19 protein-coding genes are annotated in these 23,086 nt (G+C 72.5%); 15 read left to right on the top strand and 4 right to left on the bottom strand.

The window, feature by feature from the left end; translation table 11 throughout:
* The first annotated feature begins 52 nt into the window (after positions 1–52).
* From ACIQGV_RS27175 to galK, 12 genes are all read left to right on the top strand, one after another.
* Positions 53–394, top strand: coding sequence for a hypothetical protein (locus ACIQGV_RS27175; RefSeq protein ID WP_402498583.1), 342 nt, complete (start codon positions 53–55; stop codon positions 392–394).
* Between the two features lie 43 nt (positions 395–437).
* Positions 438–1,319 (top strand): TatD family hydrolase, encoded by an 882-nt coding sequence (locus tag ACIQGV_RS27170; protein WP_402498581.1) that lies wholly within the window; start codon positions 438–440, stop codon positions 1,317–1,319.
* A 110-nt stretch (positions 1,320–1,429) separates the two neighbouring features.
* Positions 1,430–2,923, top strand: coding sequence for a ubiquitin-like domain-containing protein (locus ACIQGV_RS27165; protein ID WP_402498579.1), 1,494 nt, complete (start codon positions 1,430–1,432; stop codon positions 2,921–2,923).
* Positions 2,924–2,963: 40 nt separating this feature from the next.
* The gene (gene rsmA / locus ACIQGV_RS27160; RefSeq protein ID WP_402498577.1) at positions 2,964–3,830 is read left to right on the top strand and encodes a 16S rRNA (adenine(1518)-N(6)/adenine(1519)-N(6))-dimethyltransferase RsmA; all 867 of its coding nucleotides are present in this window, start codon (positions 2,964–2,966) and stop codon (positions 3,828–3,830) included.
* Positions 3,831–4,727, top strand: coding sequence for a 4-(cytidine 5'-diphospho)-2-C-methyl-D-erythritol kinase (locus ACIQGV_RS27155; protein ID WP_402498575.1), 897 nt, complete (start codon positions 3,831–3,833; stop codon positions 4,725–4,727). It abuts the gene before it with no gap.
* A gap of 348 nt (positions 4,728–5,075) precedes the next feature.
* Complete coding sequence (locus ACIQGV_RS27150) at positions 5,076–6,881, top strand: ABC-F family ATP-binding cassette domain-containing protein (protein ID WP_402498573.1); 1,806 nt, start codon at positions 5,076–5,078, stop codon at positions 6,879–6,881.
* A gap of 237 nt (positions 6,882–7,118) precedes the next feature.
* Positions 7,119–8,948, top strand: a complete 1,830-nt coding sequence (locus ACIQGV_RS27145; protein WP_402498571.1) for a PQQ-binding-like beta-propeller repeat protein — start codon at positions 7,119–7,121, stop codon at positions 8,946–8,948.
* Between the two features lie 88 nt (positions 8,949–9,036).
* Entirely contained in the window at positions 9,037–10,902 is a 1,866-nt protein-coding gene (locus ACIQGV_RS27140) for a PQQ-binding-like beta-propeller repeat protein (protein WP_402498569.1), read from the top strand.
* A gap of 214 nt (positions 10,903–11,116) precedes the next feature.
* The gene (locus ACIQGV_RS27135; RefSeq protein ID WP_402498566.1) at positions 11,117–11,812 is read left to right on the top strand and encodes a LuxR C-terminal-related transcriptional regulator; all 696 of its coding nucleotides are present in this window, start codon (positions 11,117–11,119) and stop codon (positions 11,810–11,812) included.
* 440 nt (positions 11,813–12,252) lie between these two features.
* The gene (galT, locus tag ACIQGV_RS27130) at positions 12,253–13,314 is read left to right on the top strand and encodes a galactose-1-phosphate uridylyltransferase (RefSeq protein ID WP_402498563.1); all 1,062 of its coding nucleotides are present in this window, start codon (positions 12,253–12,255) and stop codon (positions 13,312–13,314) included.
* Positions 13,311–14,273, top strand: a complete 963-nt coding sequence (gene galE / locus ACIQGV_RS27125; RefSeq protein ID WP_402498561.1) for a UDP-glucose 4-epimerase GalE — start codon at positions 13,311–13,313, stop codon at positions 14,271–14,273. Before galT ends, galE begins: the two co-directional genes overlap by 4 nt.
* Complete coding sequence (gene galK / locus ACIQGV_RS27120; RefSeq protein WP_402498558.1) at positions 14,274–15,425, top strand: galactokinase; 1,152 nt, start codon at positions 14,274–14,276, stop codon at positions 15,423–15,425. It abuts the gene before it with no gap.
* Here galK and ACIQGV_RS27115 read toward each other — a convergent pair.
* Positions 15,418–15,873, bottom strand: a complete 456-nt coding sequence (locus tag ACIQGV_RS27115; protein WP_402498556.1) for a GNAT family N-acetyltransferase — start codon at positions 15,871–15,873, stop codon at positions 15,418–15,420. The genes galK and ACIQGV_RS27115 overlap by 8 nt on opposite strands.
* A 256-nt stretch (positions 15,874–16,129) precedes the next feature.
* Between ACIQGV_RS27115 and ACIQGV_RS27110 the strand changes: the two genes are divergently transcribed.
* A complete protein-coding gene (locus ACIQGV_RS27110) occupies positions 16,130–16,924 on the top strand; it encodes a LuxR C-terminal-related transcriptional regulator (RefSeq protein ID WP_402498553.1) in 795 nt (264 codons plus the stop codon).
* Here the strand turns inward: ACIQGV_RS27110 and tamR are convergent.
* Complete coding sequence (gene tamR, locus ACIQGV_RS27105) at positions 16,883–17,380, bottom strand: MarR family transcriptional regulator TamR (protein ID WP_086171256.1); 498 nt, start codon at positions 17,378–17,380, stop codon at positions 16,883–16,885. The genes ACIQGV_RS27110 and tamR overlap by 42 nt on opposite strands.
* Positions 17,381–17,469: 89 nt before the next feature.
* Here tamR and ACIQGV_RS27100 point away from each other — a divergent pair, with 89 nt between their 5' ends.
* The gene (locus ACIQGV_RS27100) at positions 17,470–18,270 is read left to right on the top strand and encodes a trans-aconitate 2-methyltransferase (RefSeq protein WP_402498551.1); all 801 of its coding nucleotides are present in this window, start codon (positions 17,470–17,472) and stop codon (positions 18,268–18,270) included.
* A 69-nt stretch (positions 18,271–18,339) separates the two neighbouring features.
* Here the strand turns inward: ACIQGV_RS27100 and ACIQGV_RS27095 are convergent, their stop codons facing one another.
* On the bottom strand, positions 18,340–19,017 hold the full coding sequence (locus ACIQGV_RS27095; RefSeq protein WP_402498548.1) for a TetR/AcrR family transcriptional regulator: 678 nt from the start codon (positions 19,015–19,017) through the stop codon (positions 18,340–18,342).
* On the bottom strand, positions 19,014–20,021 hold the full coding sequence (locus ACIQGV_RS27090) for an acyl-CoA desaturase (RefSeq protein ID WP_402498547.1): 1,008 nt from the start codon (positions 20,019–20,021) through the stop codon (positions 19,014–19,016). Before ACIQGV_RS27090 ends, ACIQGV_RS27095 begins: the two co-directional genes overlap by 4 nt.
* 304 nt (positions 20,022–20,325) lie before the next feature.
* On the opposite strand from ACIQGV_RS27090, the gene ppc reads away from it, so the two are divergent.
* Positions 20,326–23,067: a phosphoenolpyruvate carboxylase gene (gene ppc, locus ACIQGV_RS27085; RefSeq protein WP_402498544.1), complete on the top strand. Its 2,742-nt coding sequence runs from the start codon at positions 20,326–20,328 to the stop codon at positions 23,065–23,067.
* The last annotated feature ends 19 nt before the right edge of the window (positions 23,068–23,086 follow it).

Raw genomic sequence — 23,086 nt, 5'->3', positions numbered from 1 at the left:
TTGTCGGGGACGCACGGGTCCCCGCCCGCCGCGGACCTCACCAGGAGCCGGCATGACCGAGATCGCACCCGCTGTCCCTGTCGCCCACGAGTCCTACTCCTTCGCCTGCATGCACTGCGGACACGGCTGGGAGCAGTCGTACGTGATCGAGCACCACCGCGACGCCGAAGGCCGTCGGTCCGTCACCTACGTCGCCGACGGCCACAAGGTCCCCTCCCCGCTGAGCCGGCCCCTGTGCGAGAACTGCGACAGCAGGGTGGTGCGCATCATGCGCGCGGGACAGGTGGCCCTGGTCCTGAACGCGGACCGCCCCCGCACCGGCCAGGAGAGCGGGGACCGCCACCGCTGGCACCTCTCGGACCTTCTGCACCCCTTCCACCGCAAGGCCGGCTGAGGCACGGGGACGGCACGGCATGCCCCTTCCGTAGGATCGGGACATGCCTTCGAACGCCACCGACAAGAACGCCGCGCCGCCGCTGCCCGCGCCCCTGGCGGTGCCCGTCGCCGACTCCCACACCCACCTCGACATGCAGTCCGGCACGGTCGAGGAGGGCCTGGCGAAGGCGGCGTCGGTCGGTGTGACGACCGTCGTGCAGGTCGGCTGCGACGTGGCCGGCTCACGCTGGGCCGCAGAGACCGCCGCGGCCCACGACGCCGTCCACGCGGCCGTCGCCCTGCACCCCAACGAGGCCCCGCGCATCGTCCACGGCGACCCCGACGGCTGGTCCCGGCAGGGCGCGCGCCGGCCCGGCGGCGAAGCGGGCCTGGACGAGGCGCTCGCCGAGATCGACCGGCTCGCCGCGCTGCCCCAGGTCAAGGGCGTCGGCGAGACCGGCCTGGACCACTTCCGCACCGGCGAGGAGGGCAGGGCCGCACAGGAGCGTTCCTTCCGCGCCCACATCGAGATCGCCAAGCGGCACGGCAAGGCCCTCGTCATCCACGACCGCGACGCCCACGCCGACGTCCTGCGCGTGCTGAAGGAGGAGGGTGCCCCGGAGCGCACCGTCTTCCACTGCTACTCCGGCGACGCCGGGATGGCGGAGATCTGCGCGGCAGCCGGCTATTACATGTCCTTCGCCGGCAACGTCACCTTCAAGAACGCCCAGCACCTGCGCGACGCCCTCGTGGTGGCGCCGCTGGAACTCGTCCTCGTGGAGACGGACGCGCCCTTCCTCACGCCCGCCCCGTACCGCGGACGGCCCAACGCCCCGTATCTCGTTCCGGTCACGGTCCGCGCCATGGCCGCCGTGCGCGGCATCGGCGAGGACGCGCTGGCGACGGCACTCGCGGCGAACACCGCACGCGCCTTCGGTTACTGACACCCCCGTCATCACGCCGGGTAGTCGCGTCGCTTTGGAGAGTGACGATCGCTCCGCTAGGTTCTGGGGGCCCGATCCGGACCCCTCTGGCCCCTCTGGAGCGTGTCGGCGTGAGCGATTCGCCGTACCTGCGCGACGAGCGCTGCGCGCACACCCCCGGGTACGAACCGCATCCCGGCTTCGAGCCCTTCGAGCCCTTCGACCCGCACACCGCCGACACCCTGGGCTACGGCGAGACGTACACACCGCCGTCCTTCGCGGCGCGCGCCCCCGGGCACACCCCGGCCCCGGGCCCGCACACCCCGACGCTCGCGTCGGCCCCGGGCCCGCACCCCCCGGCGTACGTACCGGGCGCCGACACCTACGTCCCCGCCCACGAGGCCCGCGAACCGGCACCGCGCCGGCAGGCGGGGCCCGCGGCCGCGCGGCAGGAGGCGCCCGACGGCGCCGGGCGCCCCGGGGGCGGACGGCGTGCCGCGCGACGGCGCAGGACCGCGGGTCCGCTGCTCGGCGACGGGCCCGTGCGCCGGCTGCTGCCGCAGGCCCTGGTCGTCGCCTTCCTGGCGGGCGGCACCTCCGCCTTCGTCGCCAAGGACAAGGCCGTGGAACTGAGCGTCGACGGACACTCCCGCACCCTGCACACCTTCGCCGACGACGTCACCGAACTGCTGGCGCAGCAGGGCGTGGAGGTCGGCGCGCACGACGTCGTGGCGCCCGCCCCCGGCACCGACCTCGTCAGCGGCGACGAGGTCGTGGTGCGCTACGGGCGCCCGCTGGTGCTCACCCTCGACGGACACCGCCGCGAGGTCTGGACGACGGAGCACACGGTGGACCGGGCGCTCAGACAGCTGGGCGTGCGGGCGGAGGGCGCGTACCTGTCGGCCTCGCGCTCCCGGCCGATCGGACGGGAGGGCCTGGCGCTCGACGTCCGCACGGAGCGCTCCGTCACGATCATGGCGGACGGCCGGGCCCGCACCGTCCGCACCAACGCGGCGACCGTCCGCGAGGCCGTCGCGGAGGCGGGGATCACCCTGCACGGACAGGACGCGACGTCCGTCCCGCAGAGCAGCTTCCCGAGGGACGGCCAGACCGTGACCGTGCTGCGGATCACCGGCACGCGGGAGACCCGCGACGAGTACCTCCCGTTCCGGGTCGAACGGACGCAGGACCCGACGCTGTTCCGGGGCACGGAGGTGGTCGAGCGCGCCGGACAGCCGGGCCTGCGCCGGGTGACGTACCACCTGCGCACGGTCAACGGCGTACGGCAGAGACCGCGCAGGGTCGGCGTCGAGCTGGTGCGCGAGCCGGTCAGCCGGGTGGTGAAGGTCGGCACCAGGCCGCTGCCGGTCTCCGCGCAGGGCGCCGACCACCTCGACTGGCAGAGCCTCGCCGTCTGCGAGTCGGGCGGACGGCCGGACGCGGTCGACCCGTCGGGCACGTACGGCGGCCTCTACCAGTTCGACACCCGGACCTGGCAGAGCCTCGGCGGCTCCGGCCGCCCGCAGGACGCCCCCGCGGCCGAGCAGACCGTCCGCGCGAAGAAGCTGTACCTGCGGCGCGGCGCGAGCCCCTGGCCGCACTGCGGGGCACGGCTGCGCGGGTGAGCCGTGCGGGCGGGCCGGCCGGCCCCCGTACCCTGGTGCCGTGAGCAGCCCCACCCCCGACGCCCTTCTCGGGCCCGCCGACGTCCGTGAACTCGCGGCCGCGCTCGGCGTGCGCCCCACCAAGCAGCGCGGCCAGAACTTCGTGATCGACGCCAACACGGTCCGCCGTATCGTGCGGACCGCCGAGGTCCGGCCCGACGACGTGGTCGTCGAGGTCGGCCCGGGGCTCGGGAGCCTCACCCTGGCGCTGCTGGAGGCGGCCGACCGGGTCACGGCCGTCGAGATCGACGACGTGCTGGCGAGCGCGCTGCCCGCGACGATCGCGGCGCGCATGCCGCAGCGGGCCGACCGGTTCGCGCTGGTGCACTCCGACGCGATGCACGTCGCCGAGCTGCCGGGCCCGGCGCCGACGGCGTTGGTGGCGAACCTCCCGTACAACGTGGCCGTGCCCGTGCTGCTGCACATGCTCGCCACCTTCCCGAGCATCGAACGCACCCTGGTGATGGTGCAGGCCGAGGTCGCCGACCGGCTCGCCGCCGCGCCCGGGTCGAAGGTGTACGGCGTGCCGTCCGTGAAGGCGAACTGGTACGCGGAGGTCAAGCGGGCCGGCGCCATCGGCCGCAACGTCTTCTGGCCCGCGCCGAACGTCGACAGCGGACTGGTCGCCCTCACCCGCCGCACCGAGCCGCTCAAGACCGAGGCCACCCGGGAGGAGGTCTTCGCCGTCGTCGACGCGGCCTTCGCCCAGCGGCGCAAGACGCTGCGCGCGGCACTCGCCGGCTGGGCCGGCTCCGCGGCCGCCGCCGAGGCGGCCCTCGTCGCGGCCGGGGTCTCGCCGCAGGCGCGCGGGGAGTCGCTGACCGTCGAGGAGTTCGCCCGCATCGCCGAGCACAAGGAGACCCGGTAAGTGAGCGTCACCGTACGCGTCCCGGCCAAGGTCAACGTCCAGCTGGCGGTCGGTGCCGCCCGCCCCGACGGCTTCCACGACCTGGCCAACGTCTTCCTCGCGGTCGGACTGTACGACGAGATCACCGTCACTCCCGCCGACGCCCTCCGCGTCACCTGCGAGGGCCCCGACGCGCACCAGGTCCCCCTGGACGAGAGCAACCTCGCCGCGCGCGCCGCGCTCGCCCTGGCCGGACGGTACGGCCGCAGGGCCGACGTGCACCTCCACATCGCCAAGGACATCCCGGTGGCCGGCGGCATGGCGGGCGGCAGCGCGGACGGCGCGGGCGCGCTGCTGGCCTGCGACGCGCTGTGGGGCACGGGCGCCTCGCGCGAGGAACTGCTGGAGATCTGCGCCGAGCTGGGCAGCGACGTGCCGTTCAGCCTCGTCGGCGGGGCCGCCCTCGGGGTGGGCCGCGGCGAGAGGCTGACCGTCCTGGAGGTCGGCGGCACCTTCCACTGGGTGTTCGCGATGGCCGGGCGGGGCCTGTCCACACCGGCGGTGTTCCGGGAGTTCGACCGGCTGACCGAGGGCCTCGACGTCCCCGAGCCGGTCGCCTCCCCCGAGCTGCTGCGGGCCCTCGCCAAGGGCGACCCCGACGCGCTGGCCGCCGCCGTCTCCAACGACCTCCAGCCGGCCGCGCTGTCCCTCTTCCCCGAGCTGGCCGGCACCCTGGCGGCCGGCCGGGACGCGGGCGCCCTGGCGGCCCTGGTCTCCGGATCCGGCCCCACCACCGCGTTCCTCGCCCGGGACCCCGGATCGGCTGAGAAGATCGCGGACGCCCTGCGCGCCTCGGGCACCTGCCGTACGGTGCGCACCGCCCAGGCCCCGACCGAGGGCGCCACGATCGTCCGGTAGCCGGCGCGGGGGAGAACACGCACGGCTCCGGGACGACACAGGGGGGAGGCCGTCCGAGGTGACGTCCGACGACACGGCACGGCTGGCCACCGCCGTACGGCAGGGCGACATCGACGAGGTGCGCGATCTGCTGGACGCCGGTGCCGCCGCCCGGCCCTGGCCGAGCGCGACGACCCGCGCTGTGCGGCGGCGGAGAGCCACATCGGTCCCCTGGAGGCCGGCCTGGCGCAGGAGTCCCTGCCGGTGCTCGCGGTCTCCTCCTGCCTGCGGCGCCGCGAGGAGCAGCGGGACGGGGGCTGAAGGCCGACTACTCTGGATGGTCGATCCATCCGCCCGGGCAGGAGTGAAATGGCCGTCAACCTGGTCAATGTCGAGAACGTCAGCAAGGTGTACGGCACCCGTGCCCTCCTCGACGGGATCTCCCTGGGCGTGTCCGAGGGCGACCGCATCGGTGTGGTCGGCCGCAACGGCGACGGCAAGACGACGCTGATCCGCATGCTGGCCAAGCTGGAGGAGGCCGACTCGGGCCGGGTCACGCAGGCCGGCGGGCTGCGGATGGGCGTGCTCACGCAGCACGACTCCCTCGACCCGGAGGCGACCGTCCGGCACGAGGTCATCCGGGACCTCGCCGACCACGAGTGGGCGGGCAACGCCAAGATCCGTGACGTGCTGACCGGGCTGTTCGGCGGACTGGACCTGCCGGGCTTCCCCAAGGGCCTGGACACCGTCATCGGCCCGCTCTCCGGCGGCGAGCGGCGCCGTATCGCGCTGGCCAAGCTGCTCATCGAGGACCACGACCTGATCGTGCTCGACGAGCCCACCAACCACCTCGACGTCGAGGGCATCGCCTGGCTGGCCCGGCATCTGCGCGAGCGGCGCTCGGCGCTGGTGTGCGTCACGCACGACCGCTGGTTCCTGGACCAGGTCTGCACGCGCATGTGGGACGTGCAGCGCGGTGCCGTGTACGAGTACGAGGGCGGGTACTCCGACTACGTCTTCGCGCGGGCCGAGCGTGAGCGGATCGCCGCGACCGAGGAGGTCAAGCGGCAGAACCTGGTCCGCAAGGAGCTGGCGTGGCTGCGCCGGGGCGCCCCGGCCCGCACGTCCAAGCCCCGCTTCCGGGTCGAGGCGGCCAACGAGCTGATCAAGGACGTGCCGCCGCCCCGCGACAGCAGCGAACTGATGAAGTTCGCCTCCTCGCGGCTCGGCAGGACCGTGTTCGACCTGGAGGGCATCACCGTCCAGGCCGGGCCCAAGACGCTGCTGGAGCACGTCACCTGGCAGCTCGGCCCGGGCGACCGCATCGGCCTGGTCGGTGTCAACGGCGCGGGCAAGACCTCCCTCCTGCGGGCGATGGCCGACGCGGCCCGCACCGAGGGCGAGGCCCAGCCGGCCGGCGGCCGGATCGCCGTCGGCAGGACGGTGAAGCTGGCCTACCTCTCCCAGGAGGTCGCCGAACTCAACCCCGCCCTGCGGGTGCTGGAGGCCGTGCAGCAGGTGCGTGAGCGCGTCGACCTGGGCAAGGGCCGCGAGATGACGGCGGGTCAGCTGTGCGAGACGTTCGGCTTCAGCAAGGAGAAGCAGTGGACGCCGGTCGGCGACCTGTCCGGCGGTGAGCGCCGCCGCCTCCAGCTGCTGCGGCTGCTGATGGACGAGCCCAACGTCCTGTTCCTCGACGAGCCCACCAACGACCTCGACATCGAGACCCTCACCCAGCTGGAGGACGTCCTCGACGGCTGGCCCGGCTCGATGATCGTCATCTCCCACGACCGGTTCTTCGTCGAGCGCACCACCGACAAGGTGTACGCCCTGCTCGGCGACTCCACGCTGCGGATGCTGCCGCGCGGCATCGACGAGTACCTGGAGCGGCGCCGGGCCATGGAGGAGGCGGCCGCCGCGAGCGCCCCGGTCGCCGCGCCGAGGCCGGCCGCGGAGAAGAGCGCCGCCGACCAGCGTGCCGCCAAGAAGGAGCTCCAGAAGATCGAGCGGCAGCTGGACAAGGTCTCCGAGAAGGAGGCCGGGCTGCACGCGCGGATCGCCGAGCACGCCACCGACTTCGCGAAGGTCGCCGAACTCGACGCGGAACTGCGCGCGCTGGGCGGGGAGCGCGAGGAACTGGAGCTTCGCTGGCTGGAACTGGCCGAGGACGCCTGACCGTCCGGGCCTGCCCCGGACACCGGCGCGCGAGGAGGTGGCGCGCGGCGCGTGAAGGGGGCGTGAAGGCGCGTAACGGACCCATCACGGCCCGGTCCTCCCTTGGGAACAGGGGAGGAACCGGGCCTCTTGACTGTCGGTGGGCAGTGATAGAAAGGGCCGTCTGAGAAGAACGGCTCTGGGGCCATCACGTACCAGGGCGTGGCTAAAAATCAGTGAACGAGGGGGAAGACGCTGATGACTCAGCCGCCCGACCAGCCGCCGCAGCCCGGCGGTTTCGGAGCACCGCAGGACCAGCCGCCGCAGGGCGGCGGCTTCGGCGCACCCCAGACGCCGCCTCAGACCCCGGCCCAGCCGCCCCACACCCCGCCGGCCCCGCAGCCCGGTTACGGCTATCCGCAGCAGCCCGGCCCGTACGCCCAGCCGGGTCCCTACGGCCAGCCCCCGCAGCCCGGTCCCTACGCCCAGCCGGGTCCCTACGCCCAGCCCGGCCCCTACGGTCAGCCCGGCCCGTACGGCCAGCCCCCGCAGCCCGGCCCGTACGGCCAGCAGCCCGGTCACGGCCATCCGCAGCAGCCGCAGTACCCGGGTGCGCCGGTGCCCCCGCCCCCGGGCGGCGGTTCCCGCAACCCCTTCAAGGGCAGGCCCGCGATGATCATCGGCGCGGCGGTGGCCGCGCTGCTCGTCGTCGGCGGCACGGTGTTCGCGGTGACGCGCGACGTCGACGGAGACAAGGGCAAGGACAAGAAGCCGGTCGCCCACAAGAGCGACGACGCCAAGCCGACCGCGACCGACGCCCCGGTCAACCCCGGCGACGGCAGCGGCGACGGCGGCGACGGCGAGGAGGACCTCAACGCGGGCCGCAAGCCCGGCGAGGCGAAGGTGCTCTGGTACAAGGAGGCGCCCGACGCCCCCGGTTCCGGCGCCGACGCCGAGGGCATGTGGATCAACGACAAGACCGCGGTGAAGGCCGCCTACAAGCAGCTCTTCGCCTACGACGTCGCCGACGGCAGGCCGACCTGGGACCCCGTCACCTTCCCGCAGAAGATCTGTGCGGCGACCTCGCAGAAGTCGTCCGACGACAAGATCGTCGTGGCGTACATGAGCGGCGCCAGCCGCAACGCCAAGTGCAACCAGATCCAGCAGGTCGACCTGAACACGGGCGAGAAGGGCTGGAGCGGCAAGGTCGCCGACGGCGCGCTGTTCGACAGCGCGATCACCATCGAGCTGACGCTGGCCGGTGACACGCTGGTGGTGGGCCGCTCGCAGTCGGGCGTGGCCTACGACGTGCGGACCGGCAAGCAGCTCTTCGAGAAGAAGAAGTACGGCGAGTCCTGCTACCCGAGCGCGTTCGCGGGCGGCAGCGGCAAGCTCTACTCCGTCGCCTCCTGCGACCTCGGCGGCAAGACCGAGCACGAGGAGATCCAGGAGCTCGACCCGAGGACCGGCAAGGCCAGGTGGACGTTCAAGTACGACAAGGGCTACCGGATCAACCGGACCCTGTCGGTGAACCCGCTGGTGGTCTACAGCGAGAACGAGGACAAGGACACCTGGAACATCGCCACCTTCACGGCGGCGGGCAAGCTCCGTTCCCAGGTCTCGACGAAGGAGTCCTTCACCCCCGAGTGCGGCTTCACCGTTCTCCAGCGCGACCTGACCGGCTGTCAGGGCGTCGCCGTCGGCGGCGACACCCTCTATCTGCCGACCGACACCTCAGGCGGCGCCAACGAGGTCCTCGCGTTCAGCCTGGCCACCGGCAAGGAGAAGTGGCGGGTGAAGTCCCCCACGGAGGAGCCCATCACGCCGCTGGCGGTCGAGGGCGGGAACCTCGTCGCCTACGTGGAGCCGTCGTACGAGACCGGCGGCCGGGTCGTGTCGGTCCCGGCCGCGGGCAAGGCGCACACGCCGGTGACCGTCCTGCAGAACCCCTCCGGCGCGTCCTCCGTCGAGGACAGCTTCTTCTCCCGCGACCTGCGCTGGAGCGGCGGCCGTCTGTACCTGGCGGCGACCCGGCTCACCGGCAACGACGAGGCCAGGGAGAAGCTGATGATCGTCTTCGGCAAGTGACCCGGCCCGCCCGCACGGCGTCCGGCACCCGAACGATCACTCGTCGTCCGCCCTCGCCCCCGTTCCGTTCCCACGAGGTACTCACACCATGACCACGCCGCCCCCGCCGCCCGGCCAGCCGCCGCAGGACCAGCCGCCGCAGCAGCCCGGTTTCGGCGCTCCGCAGCCGCCGCAGACCCCGCCGCCGGCCACGCCTCCCGCGCCGGGCCCCGCCCCGCAGACCCCGCCCCCGGCGCAGCCGCCGGGCTTCGGCGCGCCCCAGGCGCCGGGCGCCCCGCAGCCGCCCCAGCCGCAGCCCGGCTACGGCTACCCGCACACGGCTCCGCCGCAGCCCGGTTACGGCTACCCCGGCCAGCCCGCCCCCTACGGCGGCCAGCCGAACCCGTACGCCCAGCAGCCCGGCGCCTACGGGCAGCAGCCCGGCTACGGCTACCCGCAGGCGACGGTCCCGATGGTGGGTCCGCAGGCCGGGCAGCCGTCCGGCGGGCGGAGGATCAACGCGCAGCTGGCGATCATCGTCTCGGCCGTCGTGGCGATCGCCCTGATCATCGGCGGCGGCATCTGGTACGCGGGCTCCGCCGCCGACGACGGCAAGAAGGACACGGCCGGCTCCAGCGGCGGCACCGGCGGCGGTGGCGACGAGGGCGGGGACGGCAAGGACGGCGGCGGGGGCGGTGACGAGAAGGGCGGCGGCGGCACGGGCGAGGCGACCGAGAAGGCGCCCTCCGACCCGGCCTCCAAGGTGCTCTTCCAGGTGCCGATGCCCAAGGTGCGCAAGAACGAGACCGTCGTCGTCGAGGGCTCCTGGCTGACGGACACGGTGTACGCCAAGAGCGGCGTCGCCGAGGTCGTCGGCTACGACCTAGACAAGGGCACCGAGAAGTGGACGGTGAAGCTGCCCGGCCCGGTGTGCGAGGCCGGCCAGTTCGTCGGCGACGGCGGCAAGGTGGCCGTCGCCTTCCAGCCGCGGATGCCCGCGGTCAGCTCCTCCGAGGGCTGCACCCAGATCGCGGCGATCGACCTGCAGGCGGGCACCAAGCTGTGGCAGAAGTCGCTCAAGGTCGGTGACCAGGAGATCCACCTCGACAATGTCACCGTCAGCGGCTCCACGGTCGCCGTGGGCGGCACCAGCGGCGGCGGCGCCTTCGACCTCGTCACCGGCAAGCAGCTGTGGGCGCCGAAGGCGACCGACACCTGCTACGACGCCGGTTACGGCGGCGGACCGAAGCTGGTCGCGCTGCGCAAGTGCGGCCAGTACGGCAACCGCACCCTCCATGTGCAGACCATCGACCCGAAGTCCGGGAAGGTGATCTCCGAGTACAAGATGGACGGCGGCATCGAGTACGCCGGCATCGTCTCCACCGACCCGCTGGTGGTGGCCGCCGAGGCCGGTGACATCACCAGCGACGCGCCCTCCATCCTCGACTTCTTCTCCATCGACAACAAGACGGGCAAGCTGCTCGCCCGTGTCTCGGCGCCCGACGACAAGTACGCGAGCGAGTGCGAGACCATCTCGAAGGTCGAGGACTGCGCAGGTGTGGTCGTCGGCAACGGCCGGCTGTACCTGGCGACCGAGGAGCACGAGTACACCAACGAGGTCGTCGCCTTCGACCTCGCCACCGGCAAGGAGACCGGCCAGCGCGCGGACGCCGGGGAGAACTACCGGCTGTGGCCGCTGCGCATGGACGGCCCGAACCTGATCGCCTACAAGGCCCCGCCCTACGACAAGGGCGGCCAGGTCGTCAGCATCGACGGCGGTTCCTTCGAGCAGACCAAGCTGCTGGAGAACCCGGGCGACGACAAGGTCCGTGACACGGAGGCCCGGTTCCTGCCCAACCACGCGGAGATCCGCTACTCCCAGGGCCGGCTGTTCATGTCGGACGTCTACGCCAGCAGCCTGGGATCCATCGGCGGGGAGACCGACTACCTCCTGGTCGCCTTCCGCGCGGGCTGAGCCCGTAGACCGGACGAGCGGGCGAAGCCGGCTCGAACCGTTGCACGAAGACCCCGTCCCTGTTCAGGGGCGGGGTCTCGCGCGTCGGCGTGCGACACCGTCGTATGAACGGAATTTCCACGATCCGGGGCACTTCTCGCCGGTAGGGGGAGCGCGACGTCGAACAAGCGTGTAGCTTCCGGGACATCCAATGGGGGGAACTGGGGGGTTCTCGATGGGAGTGCGGCTCATGGTGGTCGACGACCACCGTCTGCTGGCCGAGGCACTGGCCTCGGCGCTGAAACTGCGCGGGCACCGGGTGCTCGCGGCGGCGGCGCCCGCGGCGGGCGCGGCGGAGCTGGTGATCGCGCGGGCACCCGAGGTGTGCCTGCTGGGGACGGGGACACCGGCGGAGCCGGGGGCGTTCGACCCCGTGGCACGGATCAAGCGGGAGCGCCCGCAGGTGGCGGTGGTGGTGCTGGGCCCGGTGCCGAGCCCGCGGGGCATCGCGGCGGCCTTCGCCGCGGGCGCCTCCGGCTATGTGCGGCACGACGAGCGGATCGAGGGCGTCGAGCGGGCGATCATGAAGGCCCGCCAGGGTGAGGCCGCGGTGGCGCCCCAGCTGCTGCAGGGCGCGTTCGGCGAGCTGCTCAACCCCGCCGCCCAGCCCGACGACGAGGGCCGGCGGCTGCTGGAGATGCTGACGCCGCGCGAGGTGGAGGTGCTGGTCCGGGTCGCGGACGGCGAGGACACCCGGCTGATCGCGGCGGGGATGGGCATCGCCCCCTCCACCGCCCGTACGCACGTCCAGCGCGTGCTGATGAAGCTCGGGGTGGGGTCCCGGCTGGAGGCGGCGGCGCTGGCGGCCCGCACGGGCCTGCTGGACCGGGCGGCCTCCGTTCCGCAGGTGCCGCGCCCGTCGGACGTCTGACCGCTCCGGGGCGGCGTGCGCCTTCGCCGCGCCGCCCGTGCAGGACATGAAGGCCGACGGGCACCACGCCCGGGTCCGGGCGCAGGCCGTGGACCTGCCGCGCGATGCGACCGGCTGCGCGTGGAGCGACGGCAGGGAGAGGGGCCGGGACCGTCCGACGGTCCCGGCCCCTCGTGCTGTCACCCGGGCCCGTCGGTCTCCGAGGTGTCCGGCGGCGGGCCGTGGCTTCCGCCACGCCAGGAGGAACAGACCGGGCGGCCGCAGCTCTGCCGCGAGACGGACGGGCATCCGGACCTCACCTTGAATGGTGTTCTTTGTTTGGTTGTGATGGTGACCGGCGTGGGGATTTGTGCTTTGATGTGTTCGGTTCTGTTTGAAGCCTTGTCCTGTGTGTGAACGACCTTGTGCACACATGTCTCGTGTACGGATGGAGAGTCGCGGTGAAGAAGACCTCGACCCGCTTGGCCGACGGTCGTGAGCTCATCTACTACGACCTGCGGGACGACTCGGTGCGCGACGCGGTCGACCGGCGCCCGCTGGAGCCCACCGTCACGACTTCGGAGGTACGGCGCGATCCGCTGCTCGGCGACAGCGTCGCCGTGGCCTCGCACCGGCAGGGGCGCACCTACCACCCGCCCGCCGACGAGTGCCCGCTGTGCCCCTCGCAGGGCGGACGGCTCAGCGAGATCCCGGACTCCTCGTACGACGTCGTCGTCTTCGAGAACCGCTTCCCCTCCCTCGCCGGCGACGCCGGCCGCTGCGAGGTGGTCTGCTTCACCTCCGACCACACCGCGGCCTTCGCCGACCTCACCGAGGAACAGGTACGGCTGGTCCTGGACGCCTGGACCGACCGCACGTCGGAGCTGTCCCACCTGCCCTCCGTCGAGCAGGTGTTCTGCTTCGAGAACCGCGGCGCCGAGATCGGTGTGACGCTCCAGCATCCCCACGGGCAGATCTACGCCTACCCCTTCACCACGCCTCGCACCGCCCTGATGCTGCGCCAGGTGGCCGCGCACAAGGAGGCGACCGGCGGCGGGAACCTCTTCGACTCCGTCCTGGAAGGTGAACTCGCCGGCGGGCGGGTCGTCCTGGAGGGTGAGCACTGGGCCGCGTTCGTGCCGTACGCCGCGCACTGGCCCTACGAGGTCCACCTCTACCCCCGCCGCCGGGTGCCCGACCTGCTCGCCCTCGACGAGGCCGCGCGCACAGAGTTCCCCAAGGTCTATCTGGAACTCTTGAGGCGCTTCGACCGGGTCTTCGGTGAGGGCCAGTCCCCCACGCCGTACATCGCCGCCTGGCACCAGGCGCCGTTCGGCGCGCTGGAGGAGTTCGACGGCGTCGGCCGCGACGACTTCGCACTCCACCTGGAGCTCTTCACCGTCAGAAGGACTCCCGGCAAGCTGAAGTTTCTCGCGGGTTCCGAGTCCGGCATGAGTGTGTTCATCAACGACGTGCCGCCGGAGCGCGCGGCAGAGCGACTGCGAGAGGTAGCGAGTTCATGAAGTACCTGGTGACGGGTGGGGCGGGGTACGTCGGCAGCGTGGTCGCCCGGCATCTGCTGGAGGCCGGCCACGAGGTCACGGTCCTCGACAACCTCTCCACCGGCTTCCGCGAGGGCGTCCCCGCGGGCGCCGCCTTCGTCGAGGGCGACATCCGCGACGCCGGCAAGTGGCTCGACGCCTCCTACGACGCGGTGCTGCACTTCGCCGCGTTCTCGCAGGTCGGCGAGTCGGTCGTGAAGCCCGAGAAGTACTGGGACAACAACGTCGCCGGCACGATGGCGCTGCTCGGCGCGATGCGCGAGGCGGGCGTGCGCACGCTCGTCTTCTCCTCCACCGCCGCCACCTACGGCGAGCCCGTGAACACCCCGATCACGGAGACCGACCCGACCGCCCCCACTTCGCCCTACGGCGCCTCCAAGCTCGCCGTCGACCACATGATCACCGGTGAGGCGGCCGCCCACGGCCTGGCCGCGGTGTCCCTGCGCTACTTCAACGTCGCCGGCGCCTACGGCGAGAGCGGCGAGCGCCACGACCCCGAGTCGCACCTGATCCCGCTGCTCCTCCAGGTCGCCCAGGGCCGCCGCGACGCCGTCTCCGTCTACGGCGACGACTACCCGACCCCCGACGGCACCTGCGTCCGCGACTACATCCACGTCGCCGACCTCGCCGAGGCGCACCTGCTGGCGCTGACGGCGGCCGCCCCGGGCGAGCACCTGATCTGCAACCTCGGCAACGGACACGGTTTCTCCGTCCGCGAGGTCATCGACACCGTCCGCAAGGTCACCGGGCACCCGGTCCCCGAGGTCGCGGCCCCCCGCCGGGGCGGCGACCCCGCGGTGCTGGTGGCCTCCGCCGAGACCGCCCGCGAGCGGCTCGGCTGGAGCCCGTCCCGCCCCGGCCTCGCCGGCATCGTCGCCGACGCCTGGCAGTTCGCGCAGCACATCGCAAGGGAGAAGTAAGTGGCGGCACCTGAGGTCCGGTCCGGCTTCACCGCGCTCTACGGGGCCGCGCCCGACGGAATCTGGTCGGCACCCGGCCGGGTCAACCTGATCGGCGAGCACACCGACTACAACGACGGCTTCGTGATGCCCTTCGCGCTGCCGCACACCGCCGTCGCCGCCGTCTCCCGGCGCGACGACGGCGTCCTGCGCCTGCACTCGGCCGACACCGACGGCGGCGTCGTGGAACTGCGCGTGGACGAGCTGAGCCCGCTGTCCGACCGGGAGTGGACGGCCTACCCCGCCGGTGTGGTGTGGGCGCTGCGCGAGGCCGGGCACCTTGTCACCGGCGCCGACGTCCATCTCGCCTCGGCCGTCCCGGCCGGCGCGGGCCTGTCGTCGTCGGCGGCCCTGGAGGTCGTGGTCGCGCTCGCGCTGAACGACCTGTTCGGCCTGGGCCTGGAGCCCGGACAGCTGGCCCGGCTGTGCCAGCGCGCCGAGAACGTCTACGTCGGCGCGCCCACCGGCATCATGGACCAGACCGCGTCCGCCTGCTGCGAGGAAGGCCACGCCCTGTTCCTCGACACCCGCGACCTGGCGCGCAGGCAGATCCCGTTCGACCTCGCCGCCGAGGGCATGCGGCTGCTGGTCGTCGACACCCGCGTCAAGCACGCCCACAACGAGGGCGAGTACGGCAAGCGCCGCGCGGGCTGCGAGAAGGGCGCCGCCCTGCTCGGCGTCGACGCCCTGCGCGACGTCCCCCACGACGGACTGGACGACGCCCTCGCCCGGCTCGACGACGAGGAGGTGCGCCGTCTGGTGCGCCATGTCGTCACCGAGGACCGGCGCGTGGAACGCGTGGTGGCGCTGCTGGAGTCGGGCGACACCCGCGCCATCGGGCCGGTCCTCACCGAGGGTCATGCCTCGCTGCGCGACGACTTCCGGGTCTCCTGCCGCGAACTGGACCTGGTCGTCGAGTCCGCGCTGGCCGCCGGAGCGCTCGGCGCGCGGATGACCGGCGGCGGATTCGGCGGCTCGGCGATCGTGCTGGTGGAGGCCGCCGACGCCGGCACGGTCACCAAGGCGGTCGAAGAGGCTTTCGCCGCGGCCGGGTTCACCGCCCCGCGGGTGTTCGAGGCGGTCCCCTCGCCGGGGGCCCGACGGCTCAGCTGAGGCGCTTGGTCAAGGTGTACTCGGTGATCCCCGGCGGATAGTCGGGGATCACGCACACCACCTCGTACCCCTGCTTCCGGTAGAACTCCGGGGCCTGGAAGTCCCAGGTCTCCAACCGGGCCGCCAGACAGCCCCGTTCCTCGCGCGCGGCCCGCTCGGCCTCCGCCAGCAGCCTGCCGCCCAGCCCCGTACCGCGGTGCCGCTCGTCCACCCACAGCAGCGCCACATGCAGCCACGTCGTCCAGGTGTGCCCCACCAGCCCGCCCGCCAGACCGCCCCCCGCGTCCGACGCCCAGACGTGCAGCGGACTCTCGCGTTCCTGCGGAGTGCCCCGCAGCGCCCGAAGGACCGGTGACGCCGCCGTGTTGGTGTCGCGCAACCGGGATCGGAGCAGATCGCGCCGCGCTCTGTCGACTTCCGTCTCGATACGAAACATGCGGCACACCATAAACGCGTCAGGCGGCCAGTTCTGCAAATAGCCTTCCGCTGCCCGCCCCCGTCCGTACCCTGATGAACAGCATCGGTGGGGGCCGGTGCCGTTCAGGGGGCGAGTCGGTCGGGTACGACACCCGAAGTGGGGGTAACAGTTCCGCATGGCAGGGGCCGTGCGGCGGTTCACGCTCCGACGTCGTGCCCACGTCTGACGTAGTTCTCCCGGCTTTGGGGTGTCCCCTGCTCCTGAGGAGCTCGGGGAAGGGGGTTTCGTGGTACGCATCCGAGTCCTGGTCGTCGACGACCACCGTATCTTCGCCGAGTCGCTCGCGGCCGCGCTGGCGGCCGAACCGGACGTCGACGTCTTCGCGGCGGGCAGCGGCCCGGCCGCGCTGCGCTGTCTGGAGCGCGCGGCGGGCGAGGGGCGCCGGTACGACGTGCTGCTCGTCGACGCCGACCTGGGCGGGGGCCTGGCCGGGGTGCGGCCGGCGGTGCCCGTCCAGCCCGTCGCGTCCGTCGCGCCCGTGCCGGACGGCGCGCAGGACGGCACGGTCGACGGGATCTCCCTGGTCGCCGGGGTGCGGACCGCCCATCCGGGGGTGCGTACGGTCGTGCTCGCCGAGAAGGACGACCCGCGGCGCGCGGCGCTCGCCCTCCAGGCCGGGGCGTCCGGCTGGGTCGCCAAGGACTGCTCGCTGTCGCGGCTGCTGACCGTCGTCCGCGGGGTGCTGCGTGACGAGACGCATCTGCCGCCGGCCCTGCTGACCGGGGTGCTGCGTGAACTGACGGCCGCGCGCAAGCACCGCACCGAGAGCGAACGCCTGGTGGAGTCCCTCACCCCGCGCGAACGCGAGGTGCTGCGCTGCATGGTCGCCGGCCTCGGCCGCAAGGCGGTCGCCGAGCGCCTCTTCCTCAGCCCGCACACCGTCCGCACCCATATGCAGAACGTCCTCGGGAAGCTGGGCGTGCACTCGACGCTGGCCGCGGTCGCCCTCGCGCGCCGGGCGGGCGTCGGCCCGGTCGACCTAACCGGGGATGTTGTCGAACGGGGCGGTCAGCTGGCGTAGCAGGGCGGCCAGTTCACCGCGCTGGGCACGGGAGAGCTCGGCGAGGATCGCCCGCTCCTGGTCCAGCAGCCCGGCGAGGGCCTGGTCGGCGCGGTCGCGTCCCTCGGCGGTGAGCCGGACCAGCACCCCGCGGCGGTCGCTGGGGTCGGGCAGCCGCTCCACGAGGCCCTTCTTGGCGAGCCGGTCGATGCGGTTCGTCATCGTGCCGGACGTGACCAGGGTCTGGGTCAGCAGCTGGCCGGGGGAGAGCTGGTACGGCGTCCCCGCGCGCCTGAGCGCGGTCAGCACGTCGAACTCCCAGGGCTCCAGGCTGTGCTCGGAGAAGGCCAGCCGACGTGCCCGGTCCAGGTGCCGGGCCAGCCGGCTCACCCGGCTGAGCACCTCCAGCGGCTCCACGTCGAGGTCCGGGCGCTCCCGGCGCCACGCTGCGACCAGCCGATCGACCTCGTCCTCCATGACGATCAGTGTAGTGGTTGTGTCGACATGAAGTCTCTTGATGTCGAGTCTCTTGACGTCGAGATAATATGCGGGGGAAGGTGAGAGACATGACCACGCCCACCTGGGACCCCGCCCAGTACCTGCGCCACGCCGGCCACCGCGCCCGCCCCTTCGCCGACCTCCTCGCCCGCGTGCCCGGCCTCCCCGCCGGCCGGCCCCGCATCGCCGACCTCGGCTGCGGCCCCGGCAACGTCACGGCCCTGCTCGCCGCACGCTGGCCCACCGCCCGCATCACCGGCTACGACAACTCCCCCGACATGCTCGACCGGGCCCGCACCGAGCACGAGGGCCCCACCCCCGGCGGCGGCCTCCTCGACTTCGCCCACGCCGACGCCCGCACCTGGACACCCGCCGAACCCCACGACCTGATCATCAGCAACGCGACCCTGCAATGGGTGCCCGGCCACACCGGGCTGTTCGCGCGGTGGACCGAGAGCCTCACCCCGGGCGGCACCCTCGCCCTCCAGGTCCCCGGCAACTTCGACGCACCCAGCCACCGTCTGATGCGCGACCTCGCGGCACGGCACGGCGTCACCGACGCCCTCCGCCACGACGACGCCGTCCTCACACCCGCCGCCTACCTGGAACGGCTCTGCGCCCTGGGCTGCACGGTCGACGCCTGGGAGACGACGTACACCCACCTGCTCCAGGGCGAGGACCCCGTCCTCGACTGGGTGAAGGGCACCGGCCTGCGCCCCGTCCTGACCGCCCTCGCCGACGACCCCGAGACCCGCGACGCCTTCCTGGACGACTACCGCGCCGCACTGCGCGAGGCGTACCCGGCCACGGACCACGGCACCCCGTTCCCGTTCCGCCGCGTCTTCGTGGTCGCCCGGAAGAGGGACTGAAAAGGGGCGCGGGGAACTGCGCGACCGACCACGACGCTGCCGCGGACGCACGGCGGCGGCAAGCGGCACTCAGCTCTTGCGGTGCCCGATCAGCCGAGGCTTCGGCTCCATGCCGTCCAGCCCGTGCCACGCCAGATTCACCAGATGCGCCGCCACCTCGGCCTTCTTCGGCCGGCGCACCTCCAGCCACCACTGCCCCGTCAGCGCCACCATCCCGACCAGCGCCTGCGCATACAGAGGAGCCAGCTTCGGATCGAAACCCCGGCTCTTGAACTCCTTGCCCAGGATGTCCTCCACCTGGGTGGCGATGTCCGAGATCAGCGAGGCGAACGAACCCGTCGACTGAGGGATCGGCGAGTCACGGACCAGGATCCGGAAACCGTCCGTGTACTCCTCGATGTAGTCCAGCAGCGCGAACGCCGCCTGCTCCAGCAGCTCACGCGGATGCCCCGCCGTCAGCGAGCCCGTCACCCCGTCCAGCAGCCGCCGCATCTCACGGTCCACGACCACCGCGTACAGGCCCTCCTTGCCCCCGAAGTGCTCGTACACCACCGGCTTGGAGACCCCGGCCTTCGCCGCGATCTCCTCCACCGACGTGCCCTCGAACCCCTTCGCCGCGAACAGGGTGCGGCCGATCTCCAGCAGCTGCTGGCGGCGCTCCGCACCGGTCATCCGGGTACGGCGCGTCCGCCGCGGCTTGTCGTTGCTGGAGGTGCTGCTGGAGTCGGTCGCCACGGCGTCAATCATGCCGCCTCGGCCGTGTCCTTCCGGCGCCGGGAGCCGCCCTCGTCGGTGTTGCGGCGCGAATCGATACGCGAGCGTGACGGCCAGCGCACGTCCGACGCCCACCCCGCCAGCTCGAACCAGCGGATCAGCCGCGCACTGGAGTCCAGCTGCCCCCGCATCACCCCGTGCCGCGCCGACGTCGGATCGGCGTGGTGCAGGTTGTGCCACGACTCACCGCACGACAGCACCGCCAGCCACCACACGTTCCCCGAACGGTCCCGCGACCTGAACGGCCGCTTGCCCACCGCGTGACAGATCGAGTTGATCGACCAGGTCACGTGGTGCAGCAGCGCCACCCGCACCAGCGAACCCCAGAAGAACGCCGTGAACGCGCCCCACCAGGACATCGTCACCAGACCGCCGATCAGCGCCGGCAGCGCCAGCGACACCACCGTCCACAGGATGAACTGCCGCGAGATCGCCCGCAGCGCGGGGTCCTTGACCAGATCCGGCGCGTACTTCTCCTGCGGCGTCTGCTCCTCGTCGAACATCCAGCCGATGTGCGCCCACCACAGGCCCTTCATCAGCGCCGGAACCGTCTCGCCGTACCGCCACGGCGAATGCGGGTCACCCTCCGCGTCCGAGAACTTGTGGTGCTTGCGGTGGTCGGCCACCCACCGCACCAGCGGCCCCTCGACCGCCATCGACCCCGCGATCGCCAGCGCGATCTTCAAAGGCCGCTTCGCCTTGAAGGAACCATGGGTGAAGTGCCGGTGGAAACCGATCGTGATGCCGTGACAGCCCAGGTAGTAGAAGAAGACCAGCAGCCCCAGGTCCAGCCAGCTCACCCCCCACCCCCACGCCAGCGGCACCGCCGCCACCAGCGCGAGGAACGGCACGGCGATGAAGCCCAGCAGCGTGATCTGCTCGATCGAACGCTTCTGCTCCCCGCCGAGCGTGGCGGAGGGCAACGCGGTGCCCGCAGCCTCCGGGGAGTCTTGGAGCACATCGGAACTCGTGGTCATGGGGCGTCCCCTGTGGGGTCGAGGGTGTCGGGAGCGGATGGCCGGGCCACGGAACCCGGCCTGATCCGAGCGGGACTCCCTACGGTTCCGTAACCTACGGCGACGTAAGTATGGCAGCGCCCCGCCCGGCAGCAAGAGCCCGTGAGCCTGCGCGTCCGCATGGACACCTATCCTTGGAACCAGTCGGACAGCGCGGTCCGCTCTGATTACTTCCCGGAGGCACCGCCCGTATGCGGCACCCGCCGCGTGCCGGTCCTTCGGGTTCCCTCCCGGACGAGCTTCAACACTGCAAGGAGCCGCACCTGTGAGCAGTGCCGACGACCAGACCGAGTCCCAGACGAACACCAGCACCGAGCTGCGCGCCGACATCCGCCGACTGGGCGACCTCCTCGGGGAGACCCTCGTCCGGCAGGAGGGCCCCGAGCTCCTCGAACTGGTCGAGAAGGTGCGCCGCCTCACCCGAGAGGACGGCGAGGCCGCCGCCGAGCTGCTGCGCGGCACCGAACTGGAGACCGCCGCCAAGCTGGTACGTGCCTTCTCCACCTACTTCCACCTGGCCAACGTCACCGAACAGGTGCACCGCGGCCGCGAGCTGCGCGCCCGCCGCGCCGCCGAGGGCGGCCTGCTCTCCCGCACCGCCGACCGGCTCAAGGACGCCGACCCCGAGCACCTGCGCGAGACCGTCCGCCACCTCAACGTCCGCCCGGTCTTCACCGCGCACCCCACCGAGGCCGCACGCCGGTCGGTCCTCAACAAGCTCCGGCGCATCGCCGCGCTCCTGGAGACCCCGGTCATCGACTCCGACCGCCGCCGCCACGACACCCGGCTGGCCGAGAACATCGACCTCGTCTGGCAGACCGACGAACTGCGCGTCGTCCGCCCCGAGCCCGCCGACGAGGCCCGCAACGCCATCTACTACCTCGACGAGCTCCACGCGAACGCCGTCGGCGACGTCCTCGAAGACCTCACCGCCGAACTCGAACGCGTCGGCGTCCAGCTCCCCGAGGACACCCGCCCCCTCACCTTCGGCACCTGGATCGGCGGCGACCGCGACGGCAACCCCAACGTCACCCCCGAGGTCACCTGGGACGTGCTGATCCTCCAGCACGAGCACGGCATCAACGACGCCCTGGAGATGATCGACGAGCTGCGCGGCTTCCTGTCGAACTCCATCCGCTACAGCGGCGCCACCGAGGAACTGAAGACCTCCCTCCAGGCCGACCTGGAGAACCTCCCCGAGATCAGCCCCCGCTACAAGCGCCTCAACGCCGAGGAGCCCTACCGCCTCAAGGCCACCTGCATCCGGCAGAAGCTGGAGAACACCAAGCAGCGCCTCGCCAAGGGCACCCCCCACCACAGCGGCCGCGACTACCTCGGCACCGCCGAACTGCTCGCCGACCTCACCCTCATCCAGACCTCGCTGCGCGCCCACCGCGGCGGCCTCTTCGCCGACGGCCGCATGAACCGCACCATCCGCACCCTCGCCGCCTTCGGCCTCCAGCTCGCCACCATGGACGTCCGCGAACACGCCGACGCCCACCACCACGCCCTCGGCCAGCTGTTCGACCGGCTCGGCGAGGAATCCTGGCGCTACACCGACATGCCCCGCGAGTACCGCACCAAGCTCCTCGCCAAGGAACTGCGCTCGCGCCGGCCCCTCGCCCCCACCCCGGCCCCCGTCGACGCCGCCGGTGCCAAGACCCTCGGCGTCTTCCAGACCGTCAAGCGGGCCCTGGAGGTCTTCGGACCCGAGGTCGTCGAGTCGTACATCATCTCCATGTGCCAGGGCGCCGACGACGTCTTCGCCGCCGCCGTCCTCGCCCGCGAGGCCGGCCTCCTCGACCTCCACGCCGGCTGGGCCAGGATCGGCATCGTCCCCCTCCTGGAGACCACCGACGAGCTCAAGGCCGCCGACACCATCCTGGAGGACATGCTCTCCGACCCGTCGTACCGCAGGCTCGTGGCCCTGCGCGGCGACGTCCAGGAGGTCATGCTCGGCTACTCCGACTCCTCCAAGTTCGGCGGCATCACCACCAGCCAGTGGGAGATCCACCGCGCCCAGCGCCGGCTGCGCGACGTCGCCCACCGCTACGGCGTACGCCTGCGCCTCTTCCACGGCCGCGGCGGCACCGTCGGCCGCGGCGGCGGCCCCTCCCACGACGCGATCCTCGCCCAGCCCTGGGGCACCCTGGAAGGCGAGATCAAGGTCACCGAACAGGGCGAGGTCATCTCCGACAAGTACCTCATCCCGTCCCTGGCCAGGGAGAACCTCGAACTGACCGTCGCGGCCACCCTGCAGGCATCCGCCCTGCACACCGCCCCGCGCCAGTCCGACGAGGCCCTCGCCCGCTGGGACGCCGCCATGGACGTCGTCTCCGACGCCGCCCACGCCGCCTACCGCGCGTTCGTCGAGGACCCCGACCTGCCGACGTACTTCCTCGCCTCCACGCCGGTCGACCAGCTCGCCGACCTGCACCTGGGCTCGCGGCCCGCCCGCCGCCCCGGCTCGGGCGTCTCGCTCGACGGCCTGCGCGCCATCCCGTGGGTCTTCGGCTGGACCCAGTCCCGCCAGATCGTCCCCGGCTGGTTCGGCGTCGGATCCGGCCTCAAGGCCCTGCGCGAAGCCGGTCTCGACACCGTGCTCGAAGAGATGTACGGGCAGTGGCACTTCTTCCGCAACTTCGTCTCCAACGTGGAGATGACCCTCGCCAAGACGGACCTGCGGATCGCCGGCCACTACGTCGACACCCTCGTCCCCGACGAGCTCAAGCACGTCTTCGACACCATCCGCGCCGAACACGAGCTGACCGTCGCCGAGATCCTGAAGGTCACCGGCGAGGCCGAGCTCCTCGACGCCCAGCCCGCCCTGCGTCAGACCTTCGCCATCCGCGACGCCTACCTGGACCCGATCTCCTACCTCCAGGTCGCCCTCCTCAAGCGCCAGCGCGACGCCGCCGAAACCGACGAGCAGCCCGACCCGCTGCTCTCCCGCGCCCTGCTGCTGACCGTCAACGGCGTGGCCGCGGGCCTGCGCAACACCGGCTGACCCCCGGCACCACCCGCAC

Origin of the sequence: Streptomyces sp. NPDC093094 (assembly GCF_044754345.1) — a bacterium.
Taxonomy (GTDB): domain Bacteria; phylum Actinomycetota; class Actinomycetes; order Streptomycetales; family Streptomycetaceae; genus Streptomyces.
This window is presented reverse-complemented; position numbering and strand designations above follow the sequence as displayed.